The following is a 25817-nucleotide window of genomic DNA, read 5'->3' on the forward strand; positions in this document are numbered from 1 at the left end:
AACAATGACTGAATACTTCATCCGCCGCTTACTGCAATCCATTCTTGTACTCTTTCTGATCTCTTTGGTTGCATTCGGCCTTATTCACGCTGCGCCAGGCGGTCCAACACAGATGATGATGGCCCCTGGAGTATCACCCGAAACCGCAAAGATCCAAGCCCATAACCTGGGTCTGGATAAGCCGGTTCCTACCCAGTATGTTATTTGGTTGACGAACATGCTGAAAGGCGACCTGGGTCACACGTTCAAAAACAATCTGCCGGTTGGTGAGGTTTTGTGGCCAACGGTTGGTAATACGATCAAACTGATGGCGTTTGCTTGGTTTATCTCGCTATTAATAGCGATCCCTTGGGGAATCTATAACAGTACGAAAGTGTACGGCATATCCGACCAGACGGCTAACTTCGTCAGTTATATCGGCTTTGCAATGCCTGCGTTCTGGTTCGGCATCATTCTGCAGGAGTTGTTTTCCCTAAAGCTAGACTGGCTCCCGCTGTCCGACATGTACGACATGGATAAACAAGGGAACTTCGGCAACCTGCTGTATCACTTGATCCTGCCTTGCTCTGTGTTGGTGCTTGGTTTCTTGGCCTCATATTCCAAATACGCCCGTTCCAGTATGCTTGAAGTGCTGGAGCAGGACTACATCCGTACGGCCCGTGCGAAGGGCGTGCCTGAACGCAAGGTCATTTTCCGGCATGCGCTGCGTAATGCTTTGATTCCGATCATTACGATCATCGGCCTCGATCTGCCGATTCTGGTCGGCGGTGCGACACTGACGGAAAGCGTATTTAACTGGCCGGGCATGGGACGCTTGTTCGTCGAAATGGCTCGTTCGCGCGAGTATTCGGTGCTGATGGCGATTACGCTCATAACGGCTGTGGTCGTCGTTGCCGGCAACTTTATCGCCGATATTCTGTACAAGATCGTTGACCCACGCGTGAAACTTGGAAGTAAAGGAGGAAAATCGGCATGAGTGACATGAACATCGAGACAGCTCCCAATGTTCAGGCATCTGAGCATACGGAACCGGCAAACGCGCCACTCCCTCCTTCCAGGAAGCCTCCGGGCCCGTGGATGACGGTCGTGAAAAAGTTTTTACGTAACCCTTATGCCGTAACGGGACTTATCGTACTGCTCTTTTTTGTTGTGATATCCGTACTGGCAAACGTTATTACGCCATACGATCCGGCTAAGATCGATCTGATGAACGCCAACCTGAAGCCCGGCAGTGGCGATCACCTACTGGGTACAGACGAACTGGGTCGCGATATTTTTTCGAGATTGCTGCACAGCGGTCAGATTTCCCTTCTGGTTGGATTTTCCGTCGCAGCGATTTCCGTCATCATCGGGACATTGGTCGGCGCGATTTCCGGCTTCTTCGGCGGCTGGATCGATACGATCTTCATGCGTCTGATTGACGTCATGAACTCGATTCCGACGTTGTTCCTGAACATTTTGGTTATGGCGATTTTCGGAACGAAAATTCAATATATGATTATGATTTTGGCTTTTACAAGCTGGATGGGCGTAGCCCGTCTCGTTCGCGGTACGTACCTGCAGCTTCGTGAAATGCAGTACGTGGAAGCCGCCCGTGCCATCGGTGTTTCCAAGTCAGGTATTATTTTCAGGCATTTGCTTCGTAACGCAAGTTTTCCGATTATCGTTAACGCTACCCTGATGGTAGGGGGCGCGATTCTTTCCGAGTCCGGATTATCCTACCTGGGTCTGGGTATCCAGGCACCGGCCACAAGCTGGGGACTTATGCTGAGCAACTCGCAGGAATTTATGCTGATTGATCCGTTGCAGGCCATTTATCCAGGGGTTTGTATCCTGGCGGTTGTGCTTGCCGTCAACTTCATTGGCGACGGTATCCGTGATGCGATGGACCCTAGACAGAAGAAGAAGATTTCCCGGAGGAGGCTGGACAAATGGCGGAAAAACTACTCGAAATCCGGAATCTAACCACGGCATTCATGACGGAGAATGGTTTCGTCAAGGCGACGGACCGGATCTCACTCAATATCGAAAAAGGACAGACGCTCTGCCTCGTCGGCGAGTCCGGCAGCGGCAAAAGTGTTACCTCTTTATCCATCATGCGTCTGATAGATTATGCAGGGGGCAGTATACTGGAAGGTAACATCCGGTTTAATGGCGACGACCTTGCAACTAAAGAGCAGGACCAGATGAAATCGATCCGCGGCAACAAGATCGCGATGATTTTTCAGGATCCGATGTCTGCGCTTAACCCCGTCTTTACCGTGGGCGAGCAGATCGCGGAGAGCCTGCGTCTGCATCAGAACAAGAGCCACAGCGAAGCCTGGAAAGAAGCGATCGAATTGCTTCGTCTGGTAGGTATACCGGCTCCGGAAATGCGAGCCAAGCAGTACCCGCACGAGCTGTCGGGCGGTATGTGTCAGCGCGTCGTCATCGCGGTGGCACTGGCCTGCAAGCCCGAGCTCTTGATCGCGGACGAACCGACGACCGCATTGGACGTGACGGTACAGGCACAGATTCTGGACCTGCTTATGAAACTGAAAGAAGAACTCGGCATGGCGATTCTGCTGATCACGCACGATATGGGCGTGGCCGCCGAGGTGGCTGACCACATTGCCGTTATGTATGCGGGCTCGATCGTCGAACAGGGAACGGTGGAAGAGATCTTCTCGAATCCTTCGCACCCATACACGGTTGGTCTGCTGCAGTCCATTCCGGGATTTGAAGGCAAACGCGGCAACGAATTGTACACGATCAAGGGCACCATTCCGGGCCTGGGCAATCTGCCGAAAGGATGCCGCTTCAACCCGCGCTGCCCGCATGTCATGGATAAGTGCCGTCAGGTGGAGCCGGGTGATATTCAGATCGGCGAAGAACACAGCACGAAGTGCTGGCTGTATGAAGGTAAGGACCTGAACGGAGTTTCGGTAAGCGGTGGAATAGGGGGAAACGCCAATGGCTAAGAACTTGATCGAAGTAGAGCACGTGAAGAAGTATTTCCCTATTCATAAAGGACTGCTTAACCGGGTTGTGGGCAACGTCAAAGCGGTCGACGACGTATCCATCACCATCCGCGAAGGTGAAACCTTCGGACTCGTGGGTGAGTCCGGATGCGGCAAGTCGACGCTGGGCCGGGTCATTCTCCGGCTGCAGAGCGCGACTTCCGGAGCTGTTAAATTTAACGGACGCGATATTCATTCCATGAGCTCCAAGGAATTGAACAAAATGCGCGAGGAAATGCAAATTATTTTCCAGGATCCGTTTGGTTCCCTAAACCCTCGCTTCCTGGTCAAAGATATTATCGGCGAACCGCTGAAGGTCCATACGAAGATGTCTTCGTCGCAGATCGAAAAACGCGTCATCGAGCTGATGGAGCTGGTCGGTTTGGACGCATCTCGTCGGAATCGTTACCCGCATGAATTTTCCGGCGGTCAGCGGCAGCGGATCGGGATCGCCCGTGCCATTGCGCTGAATCCGAAATTCATCGTGGCCGACGAGGCGGTATCCGCGCTTGACGTGTCGGTCCAATCCCAGGTCATCAATCTCCTGATGAAGCTTCAGCGCGAAATGGGCCTGACGTTCCTGTTCATCGCCCACGGCCTGAACGTCGTCCGGCACATCTCCGACCGTGTCGGCGTCATGTACCTCGGTAAAATGGTTGAGGTAGGCGAAACGGAAACACTGTACGCCAACCCGCTGCATCCATACACCGCGGCGCTCCTGTCCGCGATTCCGAAGCCGACGCCAACGAAGAAGCGCAACCGGATCGTCCTTCAGGGCGACGTGCCGTCTCCGGCCAATCCGCCGTCCGGCTGCCGTTTCCACCCTCGCTGCCCGTTCGCTCAGGAGAAATGCAGCCAAGTGGAGCCAGCCCTGACGGAAGTGCTTCCTGGGCGCCAGGTGGCCTGCCACTTCCCGATCGGCATGGAAGGCGGTTCAGACCTGAACAGTCTGAAGTAATATTCTATTCGATCATTAGAGTTATATGCTTCGTATACAGGAAGGATTGGGGTCCTTCTGAGCGTTCCATATACAGCCCTGCCTGCGGCTTTGTGCCGAGGCGGGGCTGTTTTTTTGGGGGATGGAAACGACATCGAATATCCTCATTCCGGTAATGCTGTTACCTTTTTAAGGTTTTCTTTTGTTTCGTTTGCGTTTACAATGTAAATGTCGTTTGGCTGTGACTTTATACCCAAACGGCAGCGGGCAAGCTTGTGCGTCAAGCCTTCGCCCCTCGTGTATATATAGAAGGGAGGGATGGAAGTACAGGCGCGACCTGGCTATAATTCATTTTTTATTCTAAATTTAAAGAAGGAATCCCTTAATGAAAAAGAGAACAAAAACATATATAACGTTAACTGTGATTTTGCTGCTTCTGGCCGGAGGGGCTTATCTCTTCCGCAAGCAGCTCGCAGTCATGGCCTTTGACCTGTTCCTGTCCAAGCAAGTGGAAAGCTCGCTGCAGAAATCGTATCAGCCTTTGACGTCCCAGGACAACGTGCCGAGCAAGCCGGTAGAGAAGATTGCATACCAAAGCAAGCCGTTCTCGGTGCTGCTGCTCGGATCTGACCAGCGTGACAACGAACCGTCGCGTTCGGATACGATCATTTATTCGGTCGTGCGTCCAAAGGATTCCAAAGTGCTGCTCATTTCGATTCCGCGGGACACGTATACGGAGATTGTCGGCAAAGGCAAAAAAGATAAAATTACCCATGCGTATGCCTTTGGAGGTCAGCAGATGTCCAAGGATACCGTCGAGGCGTTTCTGGACCACGATATCAATTATTATGCCACCATCAATTTTAAAGGTCTGAAGGACGCGGTAGACGCGCTGGGCGGCGTGGAGCTGCCAATCGGCAAGGATATTGTCAACAAGGGCAAGGATCACGAGAAATTTACGGTCAAAGCCAATAAGCCCATTTACAGCGGGGAAGAAGCGCTCAACTATGTGCGTTACCGGGAGGACAGCGATTTTAACCGGACAAAGCGCCAGCAGGTCTTTTTGGATGCGGTGGCCAACCGGATGCTGAACCTGAACCAAATTTCCAAAATTCCGGAGCTGCTCGAAATTATGGGTGACAATTTCAAAACCGATATGCAGCCCAATTTCATTATCAATTTAGCGAAACAAGTGCTGGCCGGTGATAAGGCTGAGATGACCGCCTATACCATCATGGGTGAGGGCATGAAGATTGACGGCGTTTATTATGATGAGCCGAACAAGAAGGACGTGCAGAACGCCACGAAGCTGATCGACAGCTGGGAGAATCCGGATACCCCTTCGGATCAGCTGTTGACGCCGGACATGTTGGATAAGAAGGAAGAGACGACTGCTGTAAAATAAGAGTAGCCAGACCCGCATTTAGCAGAAGTTTTTCTTGCGATATAAGGATGCCGGATCTCCGAAGATTAAGCTTCCTTATATCAAAAAAGCGTGCCTATTGGCTCGCATATAGAGAAAAATAAACCGCAACAAGCAAGAGTGTGCATATGCGGGATCAGAAATGCGGGGCATGATCGGCAGCCACAGGTTCGGCTGCTGATTTTGTGTCCCTGCTGAGACAATGGGCGGTTTGAAACGTATGGAGTTAGGGGAACCTTGAAAAAGGGTAAGAGGAGGATCAATTTTCATGAATATAGCGTTTTTTCTGCTCCCTAAACAGGAAGTGGTCAGTGTTACCATGGACTCCACGTTGCGGCAAACGCTGGAACGGATGGAGTATCACAGGTACACGGCCGTACCGATCGTCGGGAAGAACGGGGAATATGCAGGAACGGTCACGGAAGGCGATCTGCTCTGGTATATGAAGAATTCCGGCGGAAAGGTGACGTTCGAGAACACGTCCAAATTTCTGCTGAAGGAAGTTCCGCTCAAAGTGCATAATAAGCCGGTGTCCATCGACGCCAATATGGAAGATCTGATTAATTTGGCGAAAGTGCAGAACTTCGTGCCAGTGGTGGATGATATGAACCGGTTTATCGGCATCGTGCGCAGAAGCCAGATTATCGAATATTGTGAGAAGTTCGTCTCCAGAGAATCCAAAGCTTCGGAGGAGACCAAGGCATCCATTGAGACCCGCTAATCCGCTGGTTTGGGGAAGCCGGGCAAGATTTTGAATAGGCAATGGCAAAAGACCTGCTTGGATTGGGATGTACGGGATGGCAGGTCTTTTTTGCCTTATCATTTATTCTTTTACCCTTTCGTAGGCAGGAGCATAGGCAGAGGTGAATAACGCCACTTTGCCGGATGTTTGCCGCCGTTTTATGCCAGGGGGGCTTTTCGTGAGAGGCCATTATTTATGCTATAATGGAGAATAAAGCTTTTTCATCAAAAAAAGGCGTATTTGCCGATATCGGACTGCCGAAGAGTAACTGAATAGGCATCGGAGGATAAAGCCCCACATCGTGGGGTTATTTAAGGGAGTGTGACCTAGAGGCATGCCAAAGGATTTGGATGTAGCCAAACGCGCTAAAGTCATTGAATGGCTGAAAACCGAAGTCGTAGACCACGTATCCCGTCTTTTCAAAGCCTTGTGGGAAGGCAGCACCACCCGGGTGGGTGACAGTCTCGCCAGCTTGATCATGAGCTCTTACATACTGGCCCGCAGGCTCGGCATGTCCTACAAGGACATGGATAATCTGCTGCTCGACAAATTGAAGAAGCATAAACAGGAAGGTCACCAGCTTGAAGATTGGTACCAGGATATTTCCGCGCTGGAAGAACATATGCGTAAGAGGTGAACACATTGAAAATGCGCTGGACGTCGGTAGTCTGGAGTGTCGTCTATTTGCTCCTGCTGCTATCTTTACTATCTCCCTTCTCGATTGTGACCGTCTTTTTTCTCATCCTGCCGGCCGCAATTCTATTCACAACACTTAACGTCAAATCGTTCATACTGCATGTGCTCCCGGTTTGGCTGATTGCCTACCTTGTACATCCGGTGTATTTGCTGCTCGCCGTTTATTTTTTGATTCCTGCCCTGATTATGGGGCGGGCCTACAAGAGAAGGGTACCGGCTATACGCATATTGATGCTGGGTGCAGGTACCATTCTGGCGGAACTGCTGCTCCTGCTGTTGGTCGGAACGGCGTTCTTCCACTTTGATCTGTCCAGCTATGTCCATGACATTGTCAAAATGACGATGTCTCCGCTGCGTGATGTGGGCGGAAGCAACCCGCTGATTTCGGATATGACCTGGTCCCCTGAGGAGATGCAGATGGTAAGCGACGCCACGGTGCAAATGATTCCTTTTGCCATGATTGTCAGTTCCTTTATGATGGCGGTGATCACGCACGCGCTTGCTCGTCCGATTATGGATAGCATGGGCTTCTCTGTTCCAAGGCTGAAGCCGGCCCGAGAGTGGATGCTGCCGAGATCCCTGATCTGGTATTATCTGATTGGTGTCATTATTGAAATTTTCGCAAGCGGATCAAAGAACAGCTTTCTCGATATGATTGCCGCGAACTTGCTGCCGCTTCTGCATATTTGCTTTATGATTCAAGCGTTTGGCTTCTTCTTCTTTTTGGGGCATAAGCGGAAATGGCATCCCGTCATCCCGCTGCTGTTCGCGATTCCCATTCTACTATTCCCGCCGATGCGGATTATCGGCATTCTGGATCTTGCATTTCCGCTTCGTCAATTTATGACCAAATCAAAACGTTAGGGTGGGTGTCATGCCTAAATTTCTACAGAAACGCTGGCACGGCTATTATACCGTCTGGGCGTTTGCGCTGATGCTGGTTCTGGTCATTATTGTGACCCGGTATAACTGGGCGCTGGGAATCGTCAGCCTCTGCCTTGTCGTCGCGCTCTGCTATGCGGTGCTGAAGAAGGAAATGGACTTCCGCAAAAAACTGCTTGAATACATCAACGGCCTTTCCTTCCGGGTGAAACGGGTGGAAGGGGAAGCCATCAACACGCTGCCCTTCGGAATTGTGCTGTACAGCGAGGACCGCGTGGTTGAATGGAATAACCGGTTCGTGTGCACCATGTTCGGTCAAAAATCGCTTGTGGGCGCGAGCCTATCGGAGCTGTTTCCCGATCTGATGCCGCTGCTTGCCGAGAAAAGGGACGGCGGCCGGGAAGCGCATAAGGACGGGCCCAAGGAGATTGAGACGGAAATTCAGGTGGGCGAGCTGCACTACCATTTGATCCTGAACACCGATGAGCGGCTGATCTATTTATACGATGTAACGGAGATGGTCGTGCTCCGGGAGAAATACGAGGCCGAGAAGCTGGCGATCGGCATTATTATGATGGATAATCTGGACGAAGCCGCCCAGGGCATGGATGACCAGCAGCGCACGTCGCTCATTGCGAAGGTGACCAGCGAAATCACGGAATGGGCGAAGCATTACGAAGTGTATCTGCGGCGCCTGTCGTCCGACCGGTATTTGATGATGCTGAACTACAGATCGCTGCAGGAGCTGGAGAAAAGCCGCTTTGTCATTCTTGACGAGGTCCGCGAAATGACCGCGGAGCTGAAGGTACCGATGACGCTGAGCATCGGGCTGGGCTTTGGCCCGGACAGCATCAGCGAGCTGGGCGAGCTGGCGCAGTCGTCACTCGACATGGCGCTCGGCCGCGGCGGCGACCAGGCGGCCGTCAAGGCTGGCCAGCGGCTGTCCTTCTACGGCGGCAAGTCCAACGCCGTCGAGAAGCGCACGCGGGTCCGGGCGCGCGTCATCGCGCATGCGCTGCGCGACCTGATGCAGGAGAGCGACAAGGTGTTCATCATGGGGCACAAGATGCCGGATATGGACGTTATTGGCGCCTCTATCGGCGTCCTGAAGGCGGCACAGATGTACAATGTTGAAGCGTACATCGTGCTTCCGGGCACGAACCCGTCCATTGAGCGGATGATGACCCAGGTCCAGAAGGACGAGAAGCTCGTCGAGCGCTTCATCTCGCCGGAGCAGGCGCTGCAGCTCATCAGCCCGCACAGCCTGCTGGTCGTGGTGGACACGCATAAGGCGTCCATGACAATCGAGCCGAAGCTGGTTCATCACGCCAGCCGGGTCGTTGTGGTCGACCATCACCGCCGCGGCGAAGAATTCATCAACGACGCCGTGCTCGTGTACATGGAGCCGTACGCATCATCCGCGTGCGAGCTGGTGACGGAGCTGCTGCAGTACATCCATGAGAAAATCCAGCTTACACCGCTGGAAGCGACCATGCTGCTGGCCGGGATCACGGTGGATACGAAGCATTTTGCGCTGCATACCGGTTCCCGGACTTTTGAGGCGGCAGGCTTCCTCCGCCGGAGCGGAGCGGATACGATCCAGATCCAGCGGATGCTGAAGGAAGACCTGCAGGAATATCTGGCAAAGTCAGATATCATTAAGCATGCTAAAATGGTATATGATCAAATCGCCCTGGCCGTCACGGATCCGGGAACGGTCATCCCGCAGCTGCTCATTGCGCAGGTGGCGGATACGCTGCTGAACATGACGGATGTGGTGGCCTCCTTCGTGATCAGTGAACGTCCGGACGGGTTGATCGGGATCAGCGCCCGTTCCTTCGGGAAGATGAACGTGCAGGTCGTGATGGAGCGCCTCGGCGGCGGAGGCCATCTGACCAATGCCGCCGTGCAGCTGAAGGGCACCGTCAAGGAAGCGGAAGCCAAGCTGCTCGAAGTTCTTGCACAAATTGAGGAGAAAGAGGGGTTGTTCGAATGAAAGTCATTTTTATCAAGGATGTTAAGGGTCAAGGCAAAAAAGGGGACATTAAAGATATATCGGAAGGCTACGCAACGAATTTCCTCATTCCGCGCGGTCTCGCCCGTGTGGCAACCGACGGCAACATGAAGACGCTGGAGAACCAGAACGCGGCGGAACAGAAGCGCAAGCAGCAGGAGAAAGAAGAAGCGCAGGTTCTCGGTAAAAAACTGGAAGAGATGACCGTACAGCTTAAAGCGAAAGCCGGGGAAGGCGGACGGCTGTTCGGAGCCATCACGAGCAAGCAAATCGCGGATGCACTTTCGCAGCAAGGCATCAAGATCGACAAACGCAAGATCGAATTGGATGAGCCGATCCGGACATTGGGCGTGACGCAGATGACCGTGAAGCTTCATCCGGATGTCAAAGCTACGCTGAAGGTCCAGGTCACGGAGGAATAAGATGGGCGGAGAGCTCTTTTTCGACCGGATTCCCCCGCAAAATCTGGAGGCGGAGCAGGCGGTTCTAGGTGCGATTCTGCTGCAGAGCGAAGCAATGATCACCGCGATGGAGCGGGTTACGCCCGAGGATTTCTACGATGTGCCGCATCAGCTGATTTATGAGGCGATGATCCAGCTTGGAGAAGAGAACCAGCCGATTGATCTCATTACCTTAACCTCGCGTCTGCAGGACAAGGGACAGCTGGAGGAAATCGGGGGCGTCAGCTACCTGGCGAAGCTGGCACATGCGGTGCCGACGGCGGCCAATGTGGAGTATTACGCCCAGATCATCGAAGAGAAGTCCATGCTGCGGCGGCTCATCCGCACAGCGACGCAGATCGTCAGCGAAGGCTACACCGGCGGCGAAGACGTATCCGGCATGCTGAGCGACGCCGAGCGGCGCATCCTGGAGATTTCCAACCGGCGCAGCGGCAGCGGCTTTGTCGCCATCCGCGACGTGCTGATGGAAGTGTTCGAGCGCGTTGAGGTACTGCATCAGCAGAGCGGAAGCACCACCGGCATACCGACAGGCTTTGTAGATTTGGATCGGATGACCAACGGCTTCCAGCGTTCCGACCTGATCATCGTGGCCGCCCGTCCTTCCGTCGGGAAGACGGCGTTTGCCCTGAACATCGCCCAGAACGTCGCGGTGCGTGCGAAAGAAACGGTCGCGATCTTCAGTCTGGAGATGTCGGCGCCCCAGCTCGTCAACCGGATGATCTGTGCCGAAGCGAACCTGGACGCCAACCTGATGCGTACCGGCGATTTCAAGACCGATGAAGATTGGGCCAAGCTGACCATGGGGATTGCTTCCCTGGCGGAGGCCGAAATTTATATCGATGATACGCCAGGCATTACCGTTGCGGATATCCGCTCCAAGTGCCGCCGTCTGAAGAAGGAGAAGGGGCTCGGGATGATCGTAATCGACTACCTGCAGCTGATCCAGGGACGCGGCAAGGCGGGCGAGAACCGCCAGCAGGAAGTATCTGAAATTTCCCGTACCTTGAAACAAATCGCGCGTGAGCTCAGCGTGCCGGTTATTGCCTTGTCCCAGCTCAGCCGGGGCGTAGAGCAGCGGCAGGACAAGCGTCCGATGATGAGTGACCTTCGTGAATCGGGTTCCATCGAGCAGGACGCCGACATCGTTGCGTTCCTGTACCGCGACGACTACTATAACCAGGAGACGGAGAAGAAAAACATCATCGAGATCATTATTGCCAAGCAGCGTAACGGTCCGGTGGGCACCGTCGAACTGGTCTTCATGAAGAATTTCAATAAGTTCGTCAATTACGAGCGGACGCATACCGACGCATTCGCCATGTAGCGAAAGCCGGGCGATGACGTTCGCGAGCACGGATAGATAGATCCAATCGATCTTATAAATGGTTATCCATATTTTTGTGAATGCTTGTCTTATTTCCGAACAATTGTACTTTAGATAGTGCAATTGTTCGTTTTTTATTTGACTTTGAAAATGGGGACTGTTACACTGGTAATGCTGCTTTAGCACAGTCCAGTGCTTGCCTCATGGAAGGAGACTCTGGAACGTGTGAGGGTTTTACATGCCCTTTGACGATAGCAGCATTGAAATAGTGCATAATCATACTTACAGGTAAACATAATGAAATAAGATTTTAATTAAAATGCGGTGGTACACACCAAGCGGGGGAATGAACATGTCAACAGTAGTCGTTGTGGGAACACAATGGGGAGACGAGGGCAAAGGCAAGATTACGGATTATCTTGCAGAAAGCGCCGATGTGGTGGCCCGGTATCAAGGCGGCAACAATGCCGGTCATACCATTCTGATTGACGGTAAAAAATATAAGCTCAGCCTGATTCCATCCGGCGTATTTTATTCCGATAAAGTTTGCGTCATCGGCAACGGGATGGTCATCAACCCGGCGGCACTGCTCGAAGAGATCCAATACATTCATGATAACGGATTTACGACGGACAATCTGAGAATCAGTGATCGCGCGCATGTCATTATGCCGTATCACATGGTGCTGGACGGTCTGGAAGAAGACCGTAAAGGGCCGAACAAGATCGGCACGACCCGGAAAGGGATCGGCCCATGCTACATGGACAAGGCGGCACGCAACGGCATCCGGATTTCCGATCTGATGGATCCCGAGGAGTTCGAACTGAAGCTCCGCCATCTGATGAAGGAGAAGAACCAAGTCATCGAAATGTACGGCGGGGAGCCGCTGGAAGTCGAGGAAGTGCTGAAGCAGTATCTGGACTACGCGGAGCAAATCCGTAAATACGTTACCGATACCTCGGTTGTCTTGAACGACGCGATCGACGAAGACCGTAAGGTGCTGTTTGAGGGTGCGCAAGGTGTCATGCTGGACATCGACCAAGGCACATACCCATATGTGACTTCGTCCAACCCTTCCGCGGGCGGCGTATGTATCGGTTCGGGCGTAGGCCCGTCCAAAATTCAGCAGGTCATCGGCGTGGCCAAATCCTACACGACCCGTGTAGGCGACGGACCGTTCCCGACCGAGCTGAACAACGAGATCGGCGATTATATCCGGGAGAAGGGTCATGAGTACGGTACCGTAACCGGTCGTGCGCGCCGCGTCGGCTGGTTTGACAGCGTCGTGGTCCGCCATGCCCGCCGTGTCAGCGGTCTGACAGGACTGTCGCTGAACTCCCTGGACGTGCTTACAGGTCTGGATACGGTCAAAATCTGCACCGGATACAAATACCGCGGGGAAATCATCACCCACTACCCTTCCAGCCTGAAAATGCTGGGCGAATGCGAAGCGGTGTACGAAGAAATGCCGGGCTGGCACGAAGATATCTCCGGCGCGAAGACGTTGGACGATCTGCCTGAAACGACACGCAACTATGTCAACCGCGTATCCGAGCTCACAGGCATTCCGATTGCCATCTTCTCGGTAGGACGCAACCGGAACCAGACCAATCAGGTATTGCCGATCTATTAATCATCGTACAATAGCCTGGAAGCAGGCGAATAGATATCCGTTTTGATCGAAGGGGTCACCTCGCCGCCAAGTGCGGCAGGTGGCCTTTTTTTTGAGATATTAGACTTCGCGGAGTCAGTCTCCTTGTTGGAGGTCACCGCAAAGGACCTGGAATAGGCATCGAAGCGTAAGCCACAAGTTGCGGGGCTATTTTGCGTACCGCAGGATTGAATCCTCCGCTTCCCGTCAATACTGCTAGATATATAGAATGCAATGAAGTTTACAGGATGTCTTCAGTTCATTCTATAGAGTAGCGCCGTTTCATAGAGTTCAGCTGTCATGACTCTGATAGAGTCGGAGCAAGGCAGATCTGGGGCGGCCTGGCCCAAGGCGTTAAGCTCTAATAACAGACGATTTTACGTATTGGCAGGGATGGGCCGGTCACAAGGAATAACGGCTGGATTCTCAGGAAACAGCCCGAACAAGAGACGGTGGAAGGGCAAAGGAGGAGGTACGCCATGAAGATTACGCAATGGCTGCTCAAAACGGTGTTGACCGTGGTGCTGATCAGCGGCCTGACGGTGCTTACGACGGGAGCCGTCGTGAATATGTATGTCCAATCGCTGCTGGCCAGCTTTAACATTCAGCTGGAAGGCCAGCCGATGGGCATTGGGGGCATGATGAAAGGAATGCTGGGCTTGAACACCGCCAAGGAGAAGGAGCCCGATAAAGAGTCGGCGAGCACGGCTGAAGCGCCGGACGGCAGCAAGACATCGGGGGAACGCGCGACTGCGGCCGAAAACGGAACAGGCAGCACGGAGGGAGCGGGAGAAACTGCCGGAGCCGGGTCCCTGACCGGAACCAACGGCAGCGAAGCGGGAACAGAAAACGGCAGCACGGCCGGCACGGAAACGGGAGGAACCGCAGAATCCGAAGGCGCAGATGCGCCGGATGACGCACTGCCCGTTATGGGGCAGGGTCTGAGCGAATCGGCCATGGGCGGCCAGTCCGCAGCCGATCAGCAGGTCGTCATCAGTCCGGACGAAATGATCCAGAAGAAAGATGAGCTGACTGCGACGGAGAAGGAGCAGATATTTAACATCTTGATGAAAAAGCTGCCGCAATCGGAAATGCAGAAAATTTCAGCCGCCATGGAGGACGGCCTGACCGAGCAAGAATTATCGACAATAGAAGACACGATCTCCAAGTATTTGACGAAGGCAGAATATGCCGCGCTTAGCAAACTGCTGGAGCAATAGGCAGCTGGAAACACTGGACGATCAAACCCAACAGAGGAAGTTGTAACCTTTTAATGAATTAAAGTAATGCAATCCACTTATAGGTAAATAACACAAACCCGCGCCCGACGCGGGTTTTTTGCTTTGCGATGAGAGTTGAATTGTTTGTAAACGTTGTGTTAAAGTATAGATTGTGTTAAAAGGTATCAAAATTTTAACTTTTTCGTCATTTTTGAAAAAGCATACAAAGCAAACAAGGAGAGAGTTATGAAGGGTTTTAAGGGTAACCGCTGGAAGGAGAATAATCAAGTATCGACAAATTCCGCGCAACTCTCCGGAAAGCAGGATGAACATCAGCATATGGGTACTGCGACGCCCGGAACCGAACCCCAAGGGCGGAAATGGAGCGCTCCACGGAAATGGATCGCGGGTACGGCCGGTGCGGTTATCGTGATCGCTGGACTTATCTATGCAGGCAATCAGTACGTCAATGCCAATATGGTCCCGTATTATCATGTCCTTGTACATAATCAGGAAATCGGGACGGTCAAGGATCCCTCTCAAATCGATAAGCTGTTCAGCCAGAAGCAGCAGGAATATCAAGATAAATATCCCGGCGTGGAGATGGTGCTTCAGACGGACGGCATCACGACGAAGGTCGAGAAGGCGTTTCAGGCCAAGCCCGATACGGATAACACGCTCAAGAAGCTGGACGGCATGCTGAAGGCATATGCCGAAGGTGTGGAGCTGAAAGTAAACGGCAAGGTCGTCGGGATCGTGAAGGACCAGGCCGCGGTGGATGCTGCGCTGGAACAGGCGCAGATGAAGTTTGCGCCGAAGGCTGCAGTCACGGCGGCCAGTGGGAGGGACAAAGCGGAAACGAAGCTGAAGAAGATGGCAGCTACCGCATCCTCCGCGAAAGCCGCGACGACGCCGGGAACTTCGGTCCAAAAGGTGTCTATTGAGGAGAAAGTGACGGTAGCGCCGGTCAAAGCCGACCCGAACAAAGTGCTGACCGCGGCGGAAGCCGCCAAACTGCTGACGACGGGGCAGGAAGCGCCGCTCGTGTACACAGTGGAGGAAGGCGATACGATCAGCACGATCGCGAGCCAGTTCAAGATCAGCCAGAAGGAGATTTACAGCAACAATCCGGGTGTGAAGGAAAAGTACCTGCAGATCGGCGATCAGCTGAAGCTGACGGTACCAAAGCCGCCAATTACGGTGAGGACAGTTGAGAAGGTGAACGAGCAGGTATCGACTGCGCCGGAAATTGAAATCCGCAAGAGCAAGGAACTACCGGCCGGCAAGACGAAGGTCGTTCGGCCCGGACAGGAAGGCCTGAAGGTGATGACCTATCAGGTAACGAAGGAGAACGGAAAGGTCGTCAGCGAGCAGTGGCTCGGACAAACGGTCGTGAAGTCTTCGCTCAAAGAGGTCGTCCTGCAGGGAACGAAAGTTCCGGGCAGAGGCTCCGGACAGTTCGCCTGGCCGGTGAGCGGCCATATCATATCCAGCTCCTACGGCACGCGCTGGGGCAAGATGCACAAGGGCATCGACGTGGTATCCGGCAACCGGACGATCATGGCGGCTGACGACGGCACGGTAACCTTTACGGGCCAAATCAGCGGCTACGGCAACGCCATCATCATCAGCCACGGCAACGGCTATGAAACGCTGTACGGACATTTGAACAGCATCTCTGTTCACAGCGGCCAAAAAGTAAGCCAAGGCGAAAAAATCGGCATCATGGGCAGCACCGGGCATTCAACCGGCACCCATCTGCATTTTGAAATCCACAAGAACGGTTCAATTCAGAATCCGATGAAATATTTGAACTGAGTGAATAACCGGATTACGGCTATCATACGTTTTCTATATTCAAAGCATGGTCTCCTGATGGAGGCCGTGCTTTTTTAATGGGTTGGCGGGGGTTTGCAAGAAAATTTCATGAAAAGGAAAGGATTACTGTCAAAACTGCGGTTCTGCGGGATGTGACCGGCTTCCAGGTATGGTAAAATGAAAAGGACAGTGTCAACTAGTACGGAGAGAAAAAGAGGTGGGGTCAGCCGATGCAGGGAACCATTTTGGTCGTGGACGACGAACAGCCGATTGCCGATATTTTGAAATTCAATTTGGAAAAAGAGGGGTATGAGGTCATCTGTACCTTTGACGGTGTGAGCGCCGTGGAAATGGCCTTGTCCGCGCAGCCGGACCTGATGCTGCTGGATCTGATGCTGCCCGGTAAGGACGGCATGGACGTGTGCCGCGAGGTGCGAGCCGCCGGGATGGAGCTGCCGATCATTATGCTGACGGCCAAGGACGAGGAGATCGACAAGGTGCTGGGGTTGGAGCTTGGGGCGGATGACTATGTCACCAAGCCGTTCAGCACCCGTGAGCTGCTGGCCCGAGTCAAGGCGCAGATGCGGCGCCAGAATAAGCCGGGCGGTACGGAAGCGGCCGCCGCGCCTGCCGCGGCAGCGCCGAAGCAGGGCGTGCAGCTGTTTGGCCTGTTTATCGATACGGACATGTATTTGGTGTACAAGGACGGCGAAGCGCTGGATCTGACGCACCGGGAGTACGAGCTGCTGTATTACTTGGCCAAAAATGCGGGCAAAGTCATGACACGGGAGCATCTGCTCCAGGCGGTATGGGGATTTGAATACTTTGGCGACGTCCGCACCGTCGATGTGACGATCCGGCGTCTGCGGGAGAAAATTGAGGAAAATCCGAGCAAGCCGGAATATATCCTTACCCGGAGGGGGCTTGGCTACGTCATGCGGAGTCCCAAAAACGGAGGCCTGTAAATGAAATGGCCCTCCTTTTTCCGCACGATCCAGGCGAAGCTGATCATTATCTATGTGCTGCTAATCCTGATCGCGATGCAGCTGATCGGGGTGTATTTTGTCAGCGCGATGAAAAATTCCCTGACCAGCAACTTTACGAAGGACCTGCAGGAGCGGGCGGAGCTGCTGTCGGTGCTTGCGGCGGATAAGCTGGGCGGCACCGGGGATACGGGAGAAAATAATCCGGTGGAGAGCCTGGGGGCGATCGTCAACAACCTGTTCAATCTGAACGGGGCGGAAATCCAGGTGCTTGACGCCAGCGGCAAGGTGCTGATCACCTCTTACCCTTCGCATGCCGACTATGTCGGGAAGAAGAACACGCAGACGGTTGTGAGCCGGGCGCTGCAGGGCATCAAGGACAATGAGGAATACGTCATTGATGAAGACAATGTGCGCAAGAAGGTCGTCGCGAAGCCGGTCATGAACAACGGGAAAATCGTCGGCGCCATCTACATCGTCGCTTCGATGAAGGAGCTGTACGATACGATGGGCCGGGTGAACAACATTTTCATCTCCGGCATCCTGCTGGCGCTGGGGATGACCTGCGTGCTTGGCGTCATTCTGGCTCATACGATCACTCACCCGATCAAGGAGATGACGAACCACGCCACTGCGGTGGCCGAGGGCAGTTTCGACCAGAAGATGCCCGTATTCGGCAACGATGAAATCGGCCAGCTCAGCGAGGCGTTCAACTATATGACTTCGCGGCTGCGCGAAGCGCTGATCCAGAACGAAGAGGAGAAAGAGAAGCTCGCTTCGATCCTGACGAACATGAGCGATGGCGTGATCGCTACGGACGAGGCCGGTAAAGTCATCCTGATGAACCGCCGCGCCGGGGCGATCCTGGGCGTGGACGAGGATGAGCTGGCGGGAAGCGATATCGCGCAAGTGCTGGGACTGACGCCGGAGCAGGCGGACACCTTCACGGAAGGGACGTACGTGACGATGCTGCTGCAGATCAGTCCGGAAGAGGATAAGGAGAAGTCGCGCCATTACATGGTGCGCGTGACCTTTACTCCGATTCACCGCCGCGAATTCGGCATCACGGGCACGATCGCCGTGCTGCAGGACGTGACGGAGCAGGAGAAGCTCGAGGCGTCACGCCGCGAGTTTGTGGCGAACGTGTCGCATGAGCTGCGCACGCCGCTCACGACGATCAAGAGCTACACCGAAGCGCTGGATGACGGGGCGCTGGACGATCCGCCGCTGGCTGCACGGTTTGTGGGGGTCATCCAGAACGAAACGGAGCGGATGATCCGGCTGGTGACGGACCTGCTCCATCTGTCCAGGCTGGACAACAAGGAGGCGCTGCTGCGCAAGCAGCCGACCGATGTGCTGGAAATGCTGGAGGACGTTTCGGACCGCTTTTCTTTTCAAATGCAGCAGAAGGGCATTCTCGCGGAAGTCCGTGTGGAGGAAGGGGTTCAGAAGGTGCCGTTCGACCGGGACCAGATCGATCAGGTGCTGGACAACCTGGTATCCAACGCGCTCAAATATACGCCGTCCGGTGGAAGCATCACGATGGAAGCGGCGCTGACCGAAGGCCGCCTGCTCGCCATTTCGGTGCAGGATACCGGCATCGGCATTCCGAAAAAGGACCTGGACCGGATCTTCGAGCGCTTCTATCGGGTGGACAAGGCCCGTTCCCGCAACATGGGCGGCACCGGACTCGGATTGTCCATCGCCCGCGAGATCGTGCTCGCCCATGGCGGAACCATCTCCCTACAGTCGGAGCTGGGGCAGGGCACAAAGGTTACGTTTACGCTGCCTCTGGGTGACGAAGGGGGGAGCGCCTCATGAAGGAGAAGATGAAATCGATCCTGCTGGCGCTGCTCGTTGCGGGCAGCCTGGTGCAGAGCTATTACCTGATTTACCGGCTGCCGGGCGGGGATTCGATCGCCAAAACGGAGAACAATTATATCAAGACGGACAACATGGGACCGGAGGAGAGCGCCGAGAACCTGATTTATCCGGATAAAATGCAGATTCATATGGGAGAAGGCAAGCATACGGTCTTTTACCCGAACTCCACGTTCTACAACTTGATCTACTCGCGTCTGAAGGGGCGCAGCTTCGAGAGCTTCCAGCGCCGTCCGGTGGAGAACACGGACTGGAACAAGATCCGCAATGAGGATCCCGGCATCGAGCTGACCTTCGGGTCGGGGATCCCGGTATCGCTGCTCCAGCGCGTCATGCAGATCGAGCCGGATTCGCTGTTCGAGGCCGAGCGGATCGACCGGATTTGGATTTACACGTCGCCGAACGATTCCAAGACGCACGCGATGTTCTTTAGTACGGAAGGCGACGTCGTCTATGAGGCCGGCAAAGTCGACCTGACAGTGCAGGACGTGCAGCAGCATGTCGATTTCGGCAAGGAATGGACAGCTTACTCTTCGGAGGCAGGCGGCAAGTACTATGTGCCGCAGTCGTCCATCCAGATGGTGGAGGCCGAGATCAATATCGGGGTTTATACGGTGGAACAGATGCAGCAGAGCCTCTTCTTCGACCCCGGCATTACCCGCTACATTCAGGAAAAGGACGGATCGGAGATTTATACGGACAGCAAGCGGAGTCTCCAGGTGCGGCAGGAGCAGAAGTGGATCAGCTACACCGATCCGGCCGCGCCGCCGGCGGGCGAGAGCAGCGACGGGAAGGATGCCTTGGCTGCCGTTGACTTCGTCAACGAGCATGGCGGCTGGAACGGGACCTACCGGCTCGGCCAGTCGGGCACCGGAGAGGACCGCAGCCAAATCGTGTTCCAGCAGTATTACGGCGCTTATCCGATTCTGGACACGCTCAATTTCCATTACGGCACGATCCGGCTGAACCTGCAGCAGGGCACCGTATCGGCGTATGAGCGTTCCCTGATTTATATGAAATCCGGGGAGCAGCATAAGACGATGGTGAAGCTGCCGGGCGGTGCCGAGCTCAAGGACAAGCTGAGTCAGATGAACAAGGATTCGGCGATCGAGGATCTATATCCGGCGTATTTGCCGGAGTTGACCAAGACCGGAACGGGACTGAAGCTGACGCCGGTCTGGGCAGTGAAGCAGGAGAGCGGCGCCGTGACGGTGATCCGCTAAAAGGACGCCAGGCTTGGCATGATGCAGGTTGACCGATGGAAAAGAGTGGCGTAAGGTGGGAGTAGCAGGAAATTCTGCCCTCAAATCTATATCTTGCTGCTGTATTCAAGGGCTATAACGGAAGCAGCATCAGCATTAAAGGTTTATTCGTAGGAGCAAGGCTCCATTTTCATAGCGATGAGATAGATAGCATGTCGTGGCCTGTGAATTTTGGGTTAGCTGAAGCTATGGGTAACCATGCGGGATCAAATTTCGGGTAAAAGGAGGGCAAAGGATGGATTGGGGACGGGCCAAAAATGTGCTGATCTACGCTTTTTTGCTGCTGAACCTGGTGCTGGGCTACCAGCTGTGGGCCGACGTGCGCGAGCAGGCGGACACCAATCTGGACTTTGCCTCCCTGGCGGACAGTACACAGAAGGCGATGGAGGATAAATCGATTCAGCTGCTGTGCCCGATTCCAAGCATGACGCCCGCTCTGCCCAAAATCTCCTACCACTACGTCAGCGGGGAAAGTATCGGCAAACCGGTCACGCTGAAGAAGCCGGTCGAGAGCAAACTGATCTTTATGGGCACCGACCTTGTGGAGGCCCTGGGCGATCAGATTCCCGAGTTCGCTAATTACCGGTATGACCCGCAGGCGAGCCAGGAGATGACGGAAGCGGAGCTGGAACGGGTGAAAGTTGCCGGTGCCGCGGGCCGATTCGTCATGCATACGCTGGTGGACGGGAAATGGCCGCTGTTCAACGATCAGCTCGAGCTGTACTACAGCGAGCAGAAAATCGTGTCGTACCGCCAGTCGCTGGTGGAGATCGCCCCGATGGAGGACGAGCAGGAGCAGAAGATTTTGCCGGCATCCGGGGCACTAAAACGGTTAGTGGACGCTTTTATCCCGGAAGGTTCGGCCATTAAAGATATTCAGCTGGGCTATTACGGCCAGGTATTTAACTCGGAGAGCCAGGTGGCTGCGCCATCATGGCGGTTCACGCTGGAGAGCGGAGAAATTTATTATGTACAGGGGATCAGCGGCGACGTGACCGTGAACAGCCCCAAGGACGAAGAGGGAAAGGAGCAGGGATGATGGGCATATCTTTTACCGTTCTGTCGAGCGGATCGACGGGGAACGCAACCGTGGTAAGAAACAAAGATACGACGCTGATGATCGATGCCGGGCTTAGCGCCAAGCGGATCGACGAGCTGATGGAGCAGCGGGAGCTGTCGGGAGAGGAACTTGACGGGATTCTTGTCACTCATGAGCATTCCGACCATATTAAAGGGCTCGGTGCCGTGGCCCGCAAATACGATCTGCCGATCTATGCCAACGAGAAGACATGGGAGGCGATCAACAAGTCCGTCGGCAAAATCGCCGAGGAGAACCGCGTCGTGATGGACAGCGGCGAAGTGCGGGACTTCGGCTCGCTGCGGGTGGAGTCTTTTCAAATCTCGCATGACGCGGCAGAGCCGGTGGGCTACTGCTTCTACGATGGAGATGAGAAGTTGAGCGTGGCCACAGACCTGGGCTATATGAGCGATAAGGTGAAGCAGGCCATCAGCGGCTCGAACGTGCTCGTGCTGGAGGCGAATCATGATATCGAGATGCTGCGGATGGGCCGATATCCTTGGAACACCAAGCGCCGCATCCTGGGCGACCTTGGGCACTTGTCCAACGATGCCGCAGGCGAGGCGATGAGCGAGCTGCTGACGGGGGACCTGAAGCGCACCTATCTGGCGCATTTAAGCAGGGACCACAATCAGATGGATTTGGCAAAAATGACCGTGCGTGCCGGGATGGAAGACCGGGGATGCTTTTATAAAGACAGCGAATTTAAACTGTGCGACACCTATTACGACCGCCCTACACCGTGGGATAAGGTGAGTGAGCCATAAACGCGTCGAGCTCCGCCGCTTTTCTCTCTACCTCATCGCGGGTGAGAACGCCCTTGTCAACGAGCAGTTCAATGATCGTGCTTAAGGCAAGGGTATTGCGGTAGTGCTCGTCCTTTAAATCCCCCAGCTTGGCCATCATATTGACATAGTCCATCGAAGACGGAAATCGTTCCATGAGTCTGTTCCTCCTTGTTTTTCATCATCGTTTCCATTCCATAACCCACCAATGACGCAAGCGATAAAAGATTAGGGCAACCGCCCCACTTATGTTACAATAACTATACCGCATGAATGTCCGCGAGGGCTTGCACACAGCGGGTTTTACTGGAGATTAGCCTGCAGCAAGCAGGTCGTGCTTCGCCCTTTTTCATAGTTTCATCAGGCTTTACTTTTATTCTAGTCTGTATGTGCTGGAAACATTCCTGTTTCTATGAAATAAATCTCATGTGCTAGATAGAATGGACTAAATAAATGTTCAATGCAAAATTTTAGTTCAATCTATATAGAAAGAGAATCCGAAGTCAACGTGGGCGAATTCTATACATACGAATGTGAGTGACTGAGACATCAACGCTTCAAATTTGCTGCTTAGATTCAGCCCAATGTGGTGATGTAAAAAATAAAGGCTCTGCCTCGTGCAACCTTGATGAGCTGGAAGCAGTTATTAATAGTATAGGCAGTCTGAACGACTAGAAGCTTATGAGAACATGCCGCCACGTCATTAGTAATACAGATCAAGCCATTGGCGATGGAAATGTTTCATTATTTCGTCAAAGGCGACTGTATGGATGAATCTCACACGATTTTCGGGATGTGTTACAACAAAGGGGAGAGGATCACATGGGGCTGTTTCGTGACGATTTTTATTCGACCAAAATTTCCAAACGGCGGCGAAGCCTTCGCAAGGTATATCCCGCACAGCGGGTGTGGGGCAGAAGCAGGCGCAGCCGGGGGACGTCCACGCTGTTCGTGGCGACGGTCAGCTCCGTCATCAGTGCGGTAGTGGCGGTGCTCCTGTTCAGCCTCATCACCGGCCTTCCTTCCCATACAAGGGAGACGGCGGCAGTCAGTGCGGTTAGTTCGACGCCGCTGGACGGCAGCGGAGATCCGTTCGACCGGCTCGTTCAGGCGGCGGCCAAAGTCCGCCCCACCGTCGTCAGCATCGTGAACTATAAGGACGCGAAGGACGCGGAGAAGGGAACGGCCGACCTGGAGGATTCGGCGCTCGGATCAGGGGTCATCTTCAAGAAGGAGAACGGCAAGGCTTTTGTCATTACCAACAACCACGTCATTGAAGGCTCACAGGACCTGGAAGTGATGACGGTCGGTGGGGATATGAAAAAGGCGACGCTCGTCGGTACCGATAAAGTGACGGATATTGCCGTCCTGTCGGTGGACGACAAGAATATTGCCGATGTGGCCGAAATGGGTGATTCTACGAAGCTGCGTTTAGGGGAGACGGTGTTCGCCATCGGCAATCCGCTCGGGCTCGGGGATACGCTGACATCCGGCATCATCAGTTACACCAACCGGGTCGTGCCAGTGTCGCTGAACCAGGACGGCGTGTACGACTGGGAGCAGGAAGTGATCCAGACCGACGCGGCCATCAATGAAGGCAACAGCGGCGGCGCGCTGGTGGACCTGAACGGCAAAGTGATTGGCATCAACACGATGAAGATTTCCGATGCCGGCGTGGAAGGCCTGGGCTTTGCCATCCCGGTCGATCAGGTGATGAAGACGGTGGATGAGCTGATGAAATACGGCAAAATTTCACGTCCTTACCTGGGTGTGTATACCGTGGACCTGAACAATCCGTACGCTCCGCTGGATGAAGACCAGCGCAAGGAACTGAAGCTTCCGGCTGACGTGAAAGACGGCGTGGTGGTGCTGGATGCCATCGGGCCTGCCAAGGATGCCGGGCTAAAGCTAAACGACGTCATTACGGAATTCAACGGGGATCCGATCCAGACCACGCTGGAGCTGAAGAAATACCTGTATGACAAAGTGAAGATCGGCGACATGCTCAAGGTCACCTTCTACCGTGCAGGCCAGCTGGAGACCGTGGACGTCAAGCTCGCCGACAAGCCGGATTCCTAAAATAGGACGTGTGATCCGGCCTAAAACCGGATATAATGAGAGTCATAGGTTTTCGGATGATCAACCAGAAAAACGTACATTGTGTGCAATTTTAGAGGGGATGCCAGTCTATGTTTGTCGTTTGTAAAGACCATGTGGAGCTCGCGATCGATATGTTCGTTGACGAGTACGAGGACGCGCCGGATATCGTGGACCTGAAGGAGACGGAGTTCTCCGATTGGGACCCGCCCGTGCAGTGCGCGCACTGTGATCAGCCTGCCAAGTTCTTGGTCGTGTAGCCGCAGGGTTAGCAGGAAAAGCTATACAAAGCTGAATAGCGATAGGGAGGGCGTGGAGACACGCTCTTTTTTACTTTTTAGAAGAGTGGATAGGGTTTTGGAATGAGAAAAGTGGAGGGATATGCATGCTGATTCAAATGATCGGCGTCGGCAAGCTGAAGGAGAAGTATCTGGTGCAGGGCATCCAGGAATACGCCAAGCGGCTGACGCCTTACATCAAATTTCAGATGGTGGAGGTCGCGGACGAGAAGGCCCCCGACACCTTGAGCGAAGCCGAGGTGACGATCGTGAAGGAGCGCGAGGGCGAACGCATCCTCGCGCACATCAAAGAGAGCGCGCATGTGATCGCGCTCGCCATTGGCGGCCAGCTCTGGAGCTCGGAGGAGCTGGCCGCCGAGATCGACCGGCTCGGCACCTACGGGACGAGCCATGTCGTGTTCGTGATCGGAGGGAGCCACGGGCTCTCCGATCAGGTGCTGCGCCGCGCTCAGCAGCGCTTGAGCTTCGGGCGCATGACCCTGCCGCACCAGCTGATGCGGCTGGTGCTGGTGGAGCAGATTTATCGCGCGGTGAAGATCAACCGGGGGGAACCGTATCACAAGTAGGGCGATATTTTTGTTACAATGTAGATTACGGCTAGCAATTAGGGACGGTGATGAACATGGGAAGAAAGCAGGCTTTTACAAAATCAGAGTTGCTTGACCAAACCAAGAGAGTGCTTCTCGAATACGGTTATGAGGGGTTTCAACTTAAGTTGTTATCCAAGAGCCTGGTTGGAGCAAGAAGCACGATTTACCAATATTATGCCAACAAAGAAGAGATAGTTGCTGCATGTATGAAACGATCAATGGAAAATGTATTACAGAAGGCGTCGGCTATTGATGAAACGGATTGCATGAATGCCCTTCAACATCTGCTAGATGTATATCTGGAGGAAGCTAGTTTCCATCAATTGCTTGGATATGCTCATAAAATAAATAAAGCCAATTCTGCGGCTGCGGCCAACGATCTTGAATTTGTTGAGCAAGCGCATGTGACTTTAAAAAATCAACTGGAGCGATTGTTTGCTCGTGCTCAGGAAGAGGGGCACTTGAATACAAGCATCCCGCTTCCTGCCATTATAGGTGTATTTTTTAACCTGATTGAAACTCCCAATATGATGAATATGCCTACGCCTCAGTGGAGTAAGCTATTGTACCAAATGTGGCTGGGAGGGGTAGGAAGACGATAAGGAGCACAAATATATTTGACACGCGTGTCATATAAAACCTATAATGAATATGTGCCGGACGTGATGTGATGTG

Annotated in this window: 24 protein-coding genes; 23 read left to right on the top strand and 1 reads right to left on the bottom strand. The window is 53.8% G+C overall.

The genetic code is table 11. From position 1 onward, the window contains the following. Positions 1 to 4: 4 nt before the first annotated feature. The 19 genes from FHS19_RS25650 to FHS19_RS25740 all read left to right on the top strand — a co-directional run bounded on the left by FHS19_RS25650 (position 5) and on the right by FHS19_RS25740 (position 22138). Positions 5 to 976 carry an ABC transporter permease gene (locus FHS19_RS25650; protein WP_076172462.1) on the top strand — a complete coding sequence of 324 codons (972 nt, stop codon included), beginning with the start codon at positions 5 to 7 and terminating at the stop codon, positions 974 to 976. Then, the gene (locus FHS19_RS25655; RefSeq protein WP_183584642.1) at positions 973 to 1965 is read left to right on the top strand and encodes an ABC transporter permease; all 993 of its coding nucleotides are present in this window, start codon (positions 973 to 975) and stop codon (positions 1963 to 1965) included. The genes FHS19_RS25650 and FHS19_RS25655 overlap by 4 nt, the downstream gene beginning before the upstream one ends. After that, on the top strand, positions 1932 to 2960 hold the full coding sequence (locus tag FHS19_RS25660) for an ABC transporter ATP-binding protein (protein ID WP_183584643.1): 1029 nt from the start codon (positions 1932 to 1934) through the stop codon (positions 2958 to 2960). Before FHS19_RS25655 ends, FHS19_RS25660 begins: the two co-directional genes overlap by 34 nt. Continuing rightward, on the top strand, positions 2953 to 3957 hold the full coding sequence (locus FHS19_RS25665) for an ABC transporter ATP-binding protein (protein WP_183584644.1): 1005 nt from the start codon (positions 2953 to 2955) through the stop codon (positions 3955 to 3957). The genes FHS19_RS25660 and FHS19_RS25665 overlap by 8 nt, the downstream gene beginning before the upstream one ends. Positions 3958 to 4321: 364 nt before the next feature. Then, entirely contained in the window at positions 4322 to 5341 is a 1020-nt protein-coding gene (locus tag FHS19_RS25670; RefSeq protein ID WP_183584645.1) for an LCP family protein, read from the top strand. Positions 5342 to 5627: 286 nt separating this feature from the next. Continuing rightward, on the top strand, positions 5628 to 6080 hold the full coding sequence (locus FHS19_RS25675; protein WP_116233205.1) for a CBS domain-containing protein: 453 nt from the start codon (positions 5628 to 5630) through the stop codon (positions 6078 to 6080). A 355-nt stretch (positions 6081 to 6435) separates the two neighbouring features. Continuing rightward, complete coding sequence (locus FHS19_RS25680) at positions 6436 to 6738, top strand: MazG-like family protein (protein ID WP_094597804.1); 303 nt, start codon at positions 6436 to 6438, stop codon at positions 6736 to 6738. Between the two features lie 11 nt (positions 6739 to 6749). After that, positions 6750 to 7661 carry a DUF2232 domain-containing protein gene (locus FHS19_RS25685; RefSeq protein ID WP_312887347.1) on the top strand — a complete coding sequence of 304 codons (912 nt, stop codon included), beginning with the start codon at positions 6750 to 6752 and terminating at the stop codon, positions 7659 to 7661. Positions 7662 to 7671: 10 nt separating this feature from the next. After that, on the top strand, positions 7672 to 9675 hold the full coding sequence (locus FHS19_RS25690) for a DHH family phosphoesterase (protein WP_183584647.1): 2004 nt from the start codon (positions 7672 to 7674) through the stop codon (positions 9673 to 9675). Beyond that, a complete protein-coding gene (rplI, locus tag FHS19_RS25695; protein ID WP_183584648.1) occupies positions 9672 to 10115 on the top strand; it encodes a 50S ribosomal protein L9 in 444 nt (147 codons plus the stop codon). Before FHS19_RS25690 ends, rplI begins: the two co-directional genes overlap by 4 nt. A gap of 1 nt (position 10116) precedes the next feature. Beyond that, positions 10117 to 11478 (top strand): replicative DNA helicase, encoded by a 1362-nt coding sequence (dnaB, locus tag FHS19_RS25700; protein WP_076172441.1) that lies wholly within the window; start codon positions 10117 to 10119, stop codon positions 11476 to 11478. 352 nt (positions 11479 to 11830) lie between these two features. Continuing rightward, complete coding sequence (locus FHS19_RS25705; RefSeq protein WP_183584649.1) at positions 11831 to 13111, top strand: adenylosuccinate synthase; 1281 nt, start codon at positions 11831 to 11833, stop codon at positions 13109 to 13111. A 497-nt stretch (positions 13112 to 13608) separates the two neighbouring features. Continuing rightward, positions 13609 to 14349 (top strand): hypothetical protein, encoded by a 741-nt coding sequence (locus FHS19_RS25710; protein ID WP_183584650.1) that lies wholly within the window; start codon positions 13609 to 13611, stop codon positions 14347 to 14349. A gap of 339 nt (positions 14350 to 14688) precedes the next feature. Beyond that, on the top strand, positions 14689 to 16167 hold the full coding sequence (locus FHS19_RS25715; protein ID WP_246426828.1) for a M23 family metallopeptidase: 1479 nt from the start codon (positions 14689 to 14691) through the stop codon (positions 16165 to 16167). 230 nt (positions 16168 to 16397) lie between these two features. After that, on the top strand, positions 16398 to 17132 hold the full coding sequence (gene yycF, locus FHS19_RS25720) for a response regulator YycF (protein WP_183584652.1): 735 nt from the start codon (positions 16398 to 16400) through the stop codon (positions 17130 to 17132). Positions 17133 to 17207: 75 nt separating this feature from the next. Next, the gene (gene walK, locus FHS19_RS25725) at positions 17208 to 18971 is read left to right on the top strand and encodes a cell wall metabolism sensor histidine kinase WalK (protein ID WP_376771983.1); all 1764 of its coding nucleotides are present in this window, start codon (positions 17208 to 17210) and stop codon (positions 18969 to 18971) included. Next, a complete protein-coding gene (locus tag FHS19_RS25730; RefSeq protein WP_183584654.1) occupies positions 18968 to 20254 on the top strand; it encodes a YycH family regulatory protein in 1287 nt (428 codons plus the stop codon). Before walK ends, FHS19_RS25730 begins: the two co-directional genes overlap by 4 nt. A gap of 274 nt (positions 20255 to 20528) precedes the next feature. Further along, the gene (gene yycI, locus FHS19_RS25735) at positions 20529 to 21332 is read left to right on the top strand and encodes a two-component system regulatory protein YycI (RefSeq protein ID WP_183584655.1); all 804 of its coding nucleotides are present in this window, start codon (positions 20529 to 20531) and stop codon (positions 21330 to 21332) included. Then, positions 21332 to 22138 (top strand): MBL fold metallo-hydrolase, encoded by an 807-nt coding sequence (locus FHS19_RS25740; protein ID WP_183585236.1) that lies wholly within the window; start codon positions 21332 to 21334, stop codon positions 22136 to 22138. Before yycI ends, FHS19_RS25740 begins: the two co-directional genes overlap by 1 nt. Here FHS19_RS25740 and FHS19_RS25745 read toward each other — a convergent pair. Next, a complete protein-coding gene (locus tag FHS19_RS25745) occupies positions 22107 to 22313 on the bottom strand; it encodes a hypothetical protein (protein WP_183584656.1) in 207 nt (68 codons plus the stop codon). The genes FHS19_RS25740 and FHS19_RS25745 overlap by 32 nt on opposite strands. A 665-nt stretch (positions 22314 to 22978) precedes the next feature. On the opposite strand from FHS19_RS25745, the gene FHS19_RS25750 reads away from it, so the two are divergent. The 4 genes from FHS19_RS25750 to FHS19_RS25765 all read left to right on the top strand — a co-directional run bounded on the left by FHS19_RS25750 (position 22979) and on the right by FHS19_RS25765 (position 25744). Beyond that, complete coding sequence (locus FHS19_RS25750; protein ID WP_183584657.1) at positions 22979 to 24235, top strand: S1C family serine protease; 1257 nt, start codon at positions 22979 to 22981, stop codon at positions 24233 to 24235. 110 nt (positions 24236 to 24345) lie between these two features. Then, the gene (locus tag FHS19_RS25755) at positions 24346 to 24513 is read left to right on the top strand and encodes a CxxH/CxxC protein (protein WP_094597789.1); all 168 of its coding nucleotides are present in this window, start codon (positions 24346 to 24348) and stop codon (positions 24511 to 24513) included. A gap of 125 nt (positions 24514 to 24638) precedes the next feature. After that, positions 24639 to 25118, top strand: coding sequence for a 23S rRNA (pseudouridine(1915)-N(3))-methyltransferase RlmH (gene rlmH / locus FHS19_RS25760; RefSeq protein ID WP_183584658.1), 480 nt, complete (start codon positions 24639 to 24641; stop codon positions 25116 to 25118). A 56-nt stretch (positions 25119 to 25174) separates the two neighbouring features. Then, entirely contained in the window at positions 25175 to 25744 is a 570-nt protein-coding gene (locus FHS19_RS25765; protein ID WP_183584659.1) for a TetR/AcrR family transcriptional regulator, read from the top strand. Positions 25745 to 25817 lie beyond the last annotated feature (73 nt).

Source organism: Paenibacillus rhizosphaerae (assembly GCF_014192015.1).
GTDB lineage: Bacteria > Bacillota > Bacilli > Paenibacillales > Paenibacillaceae > Paenibacillus_AQ > Paenibacillus_AQ rhizosphaerae.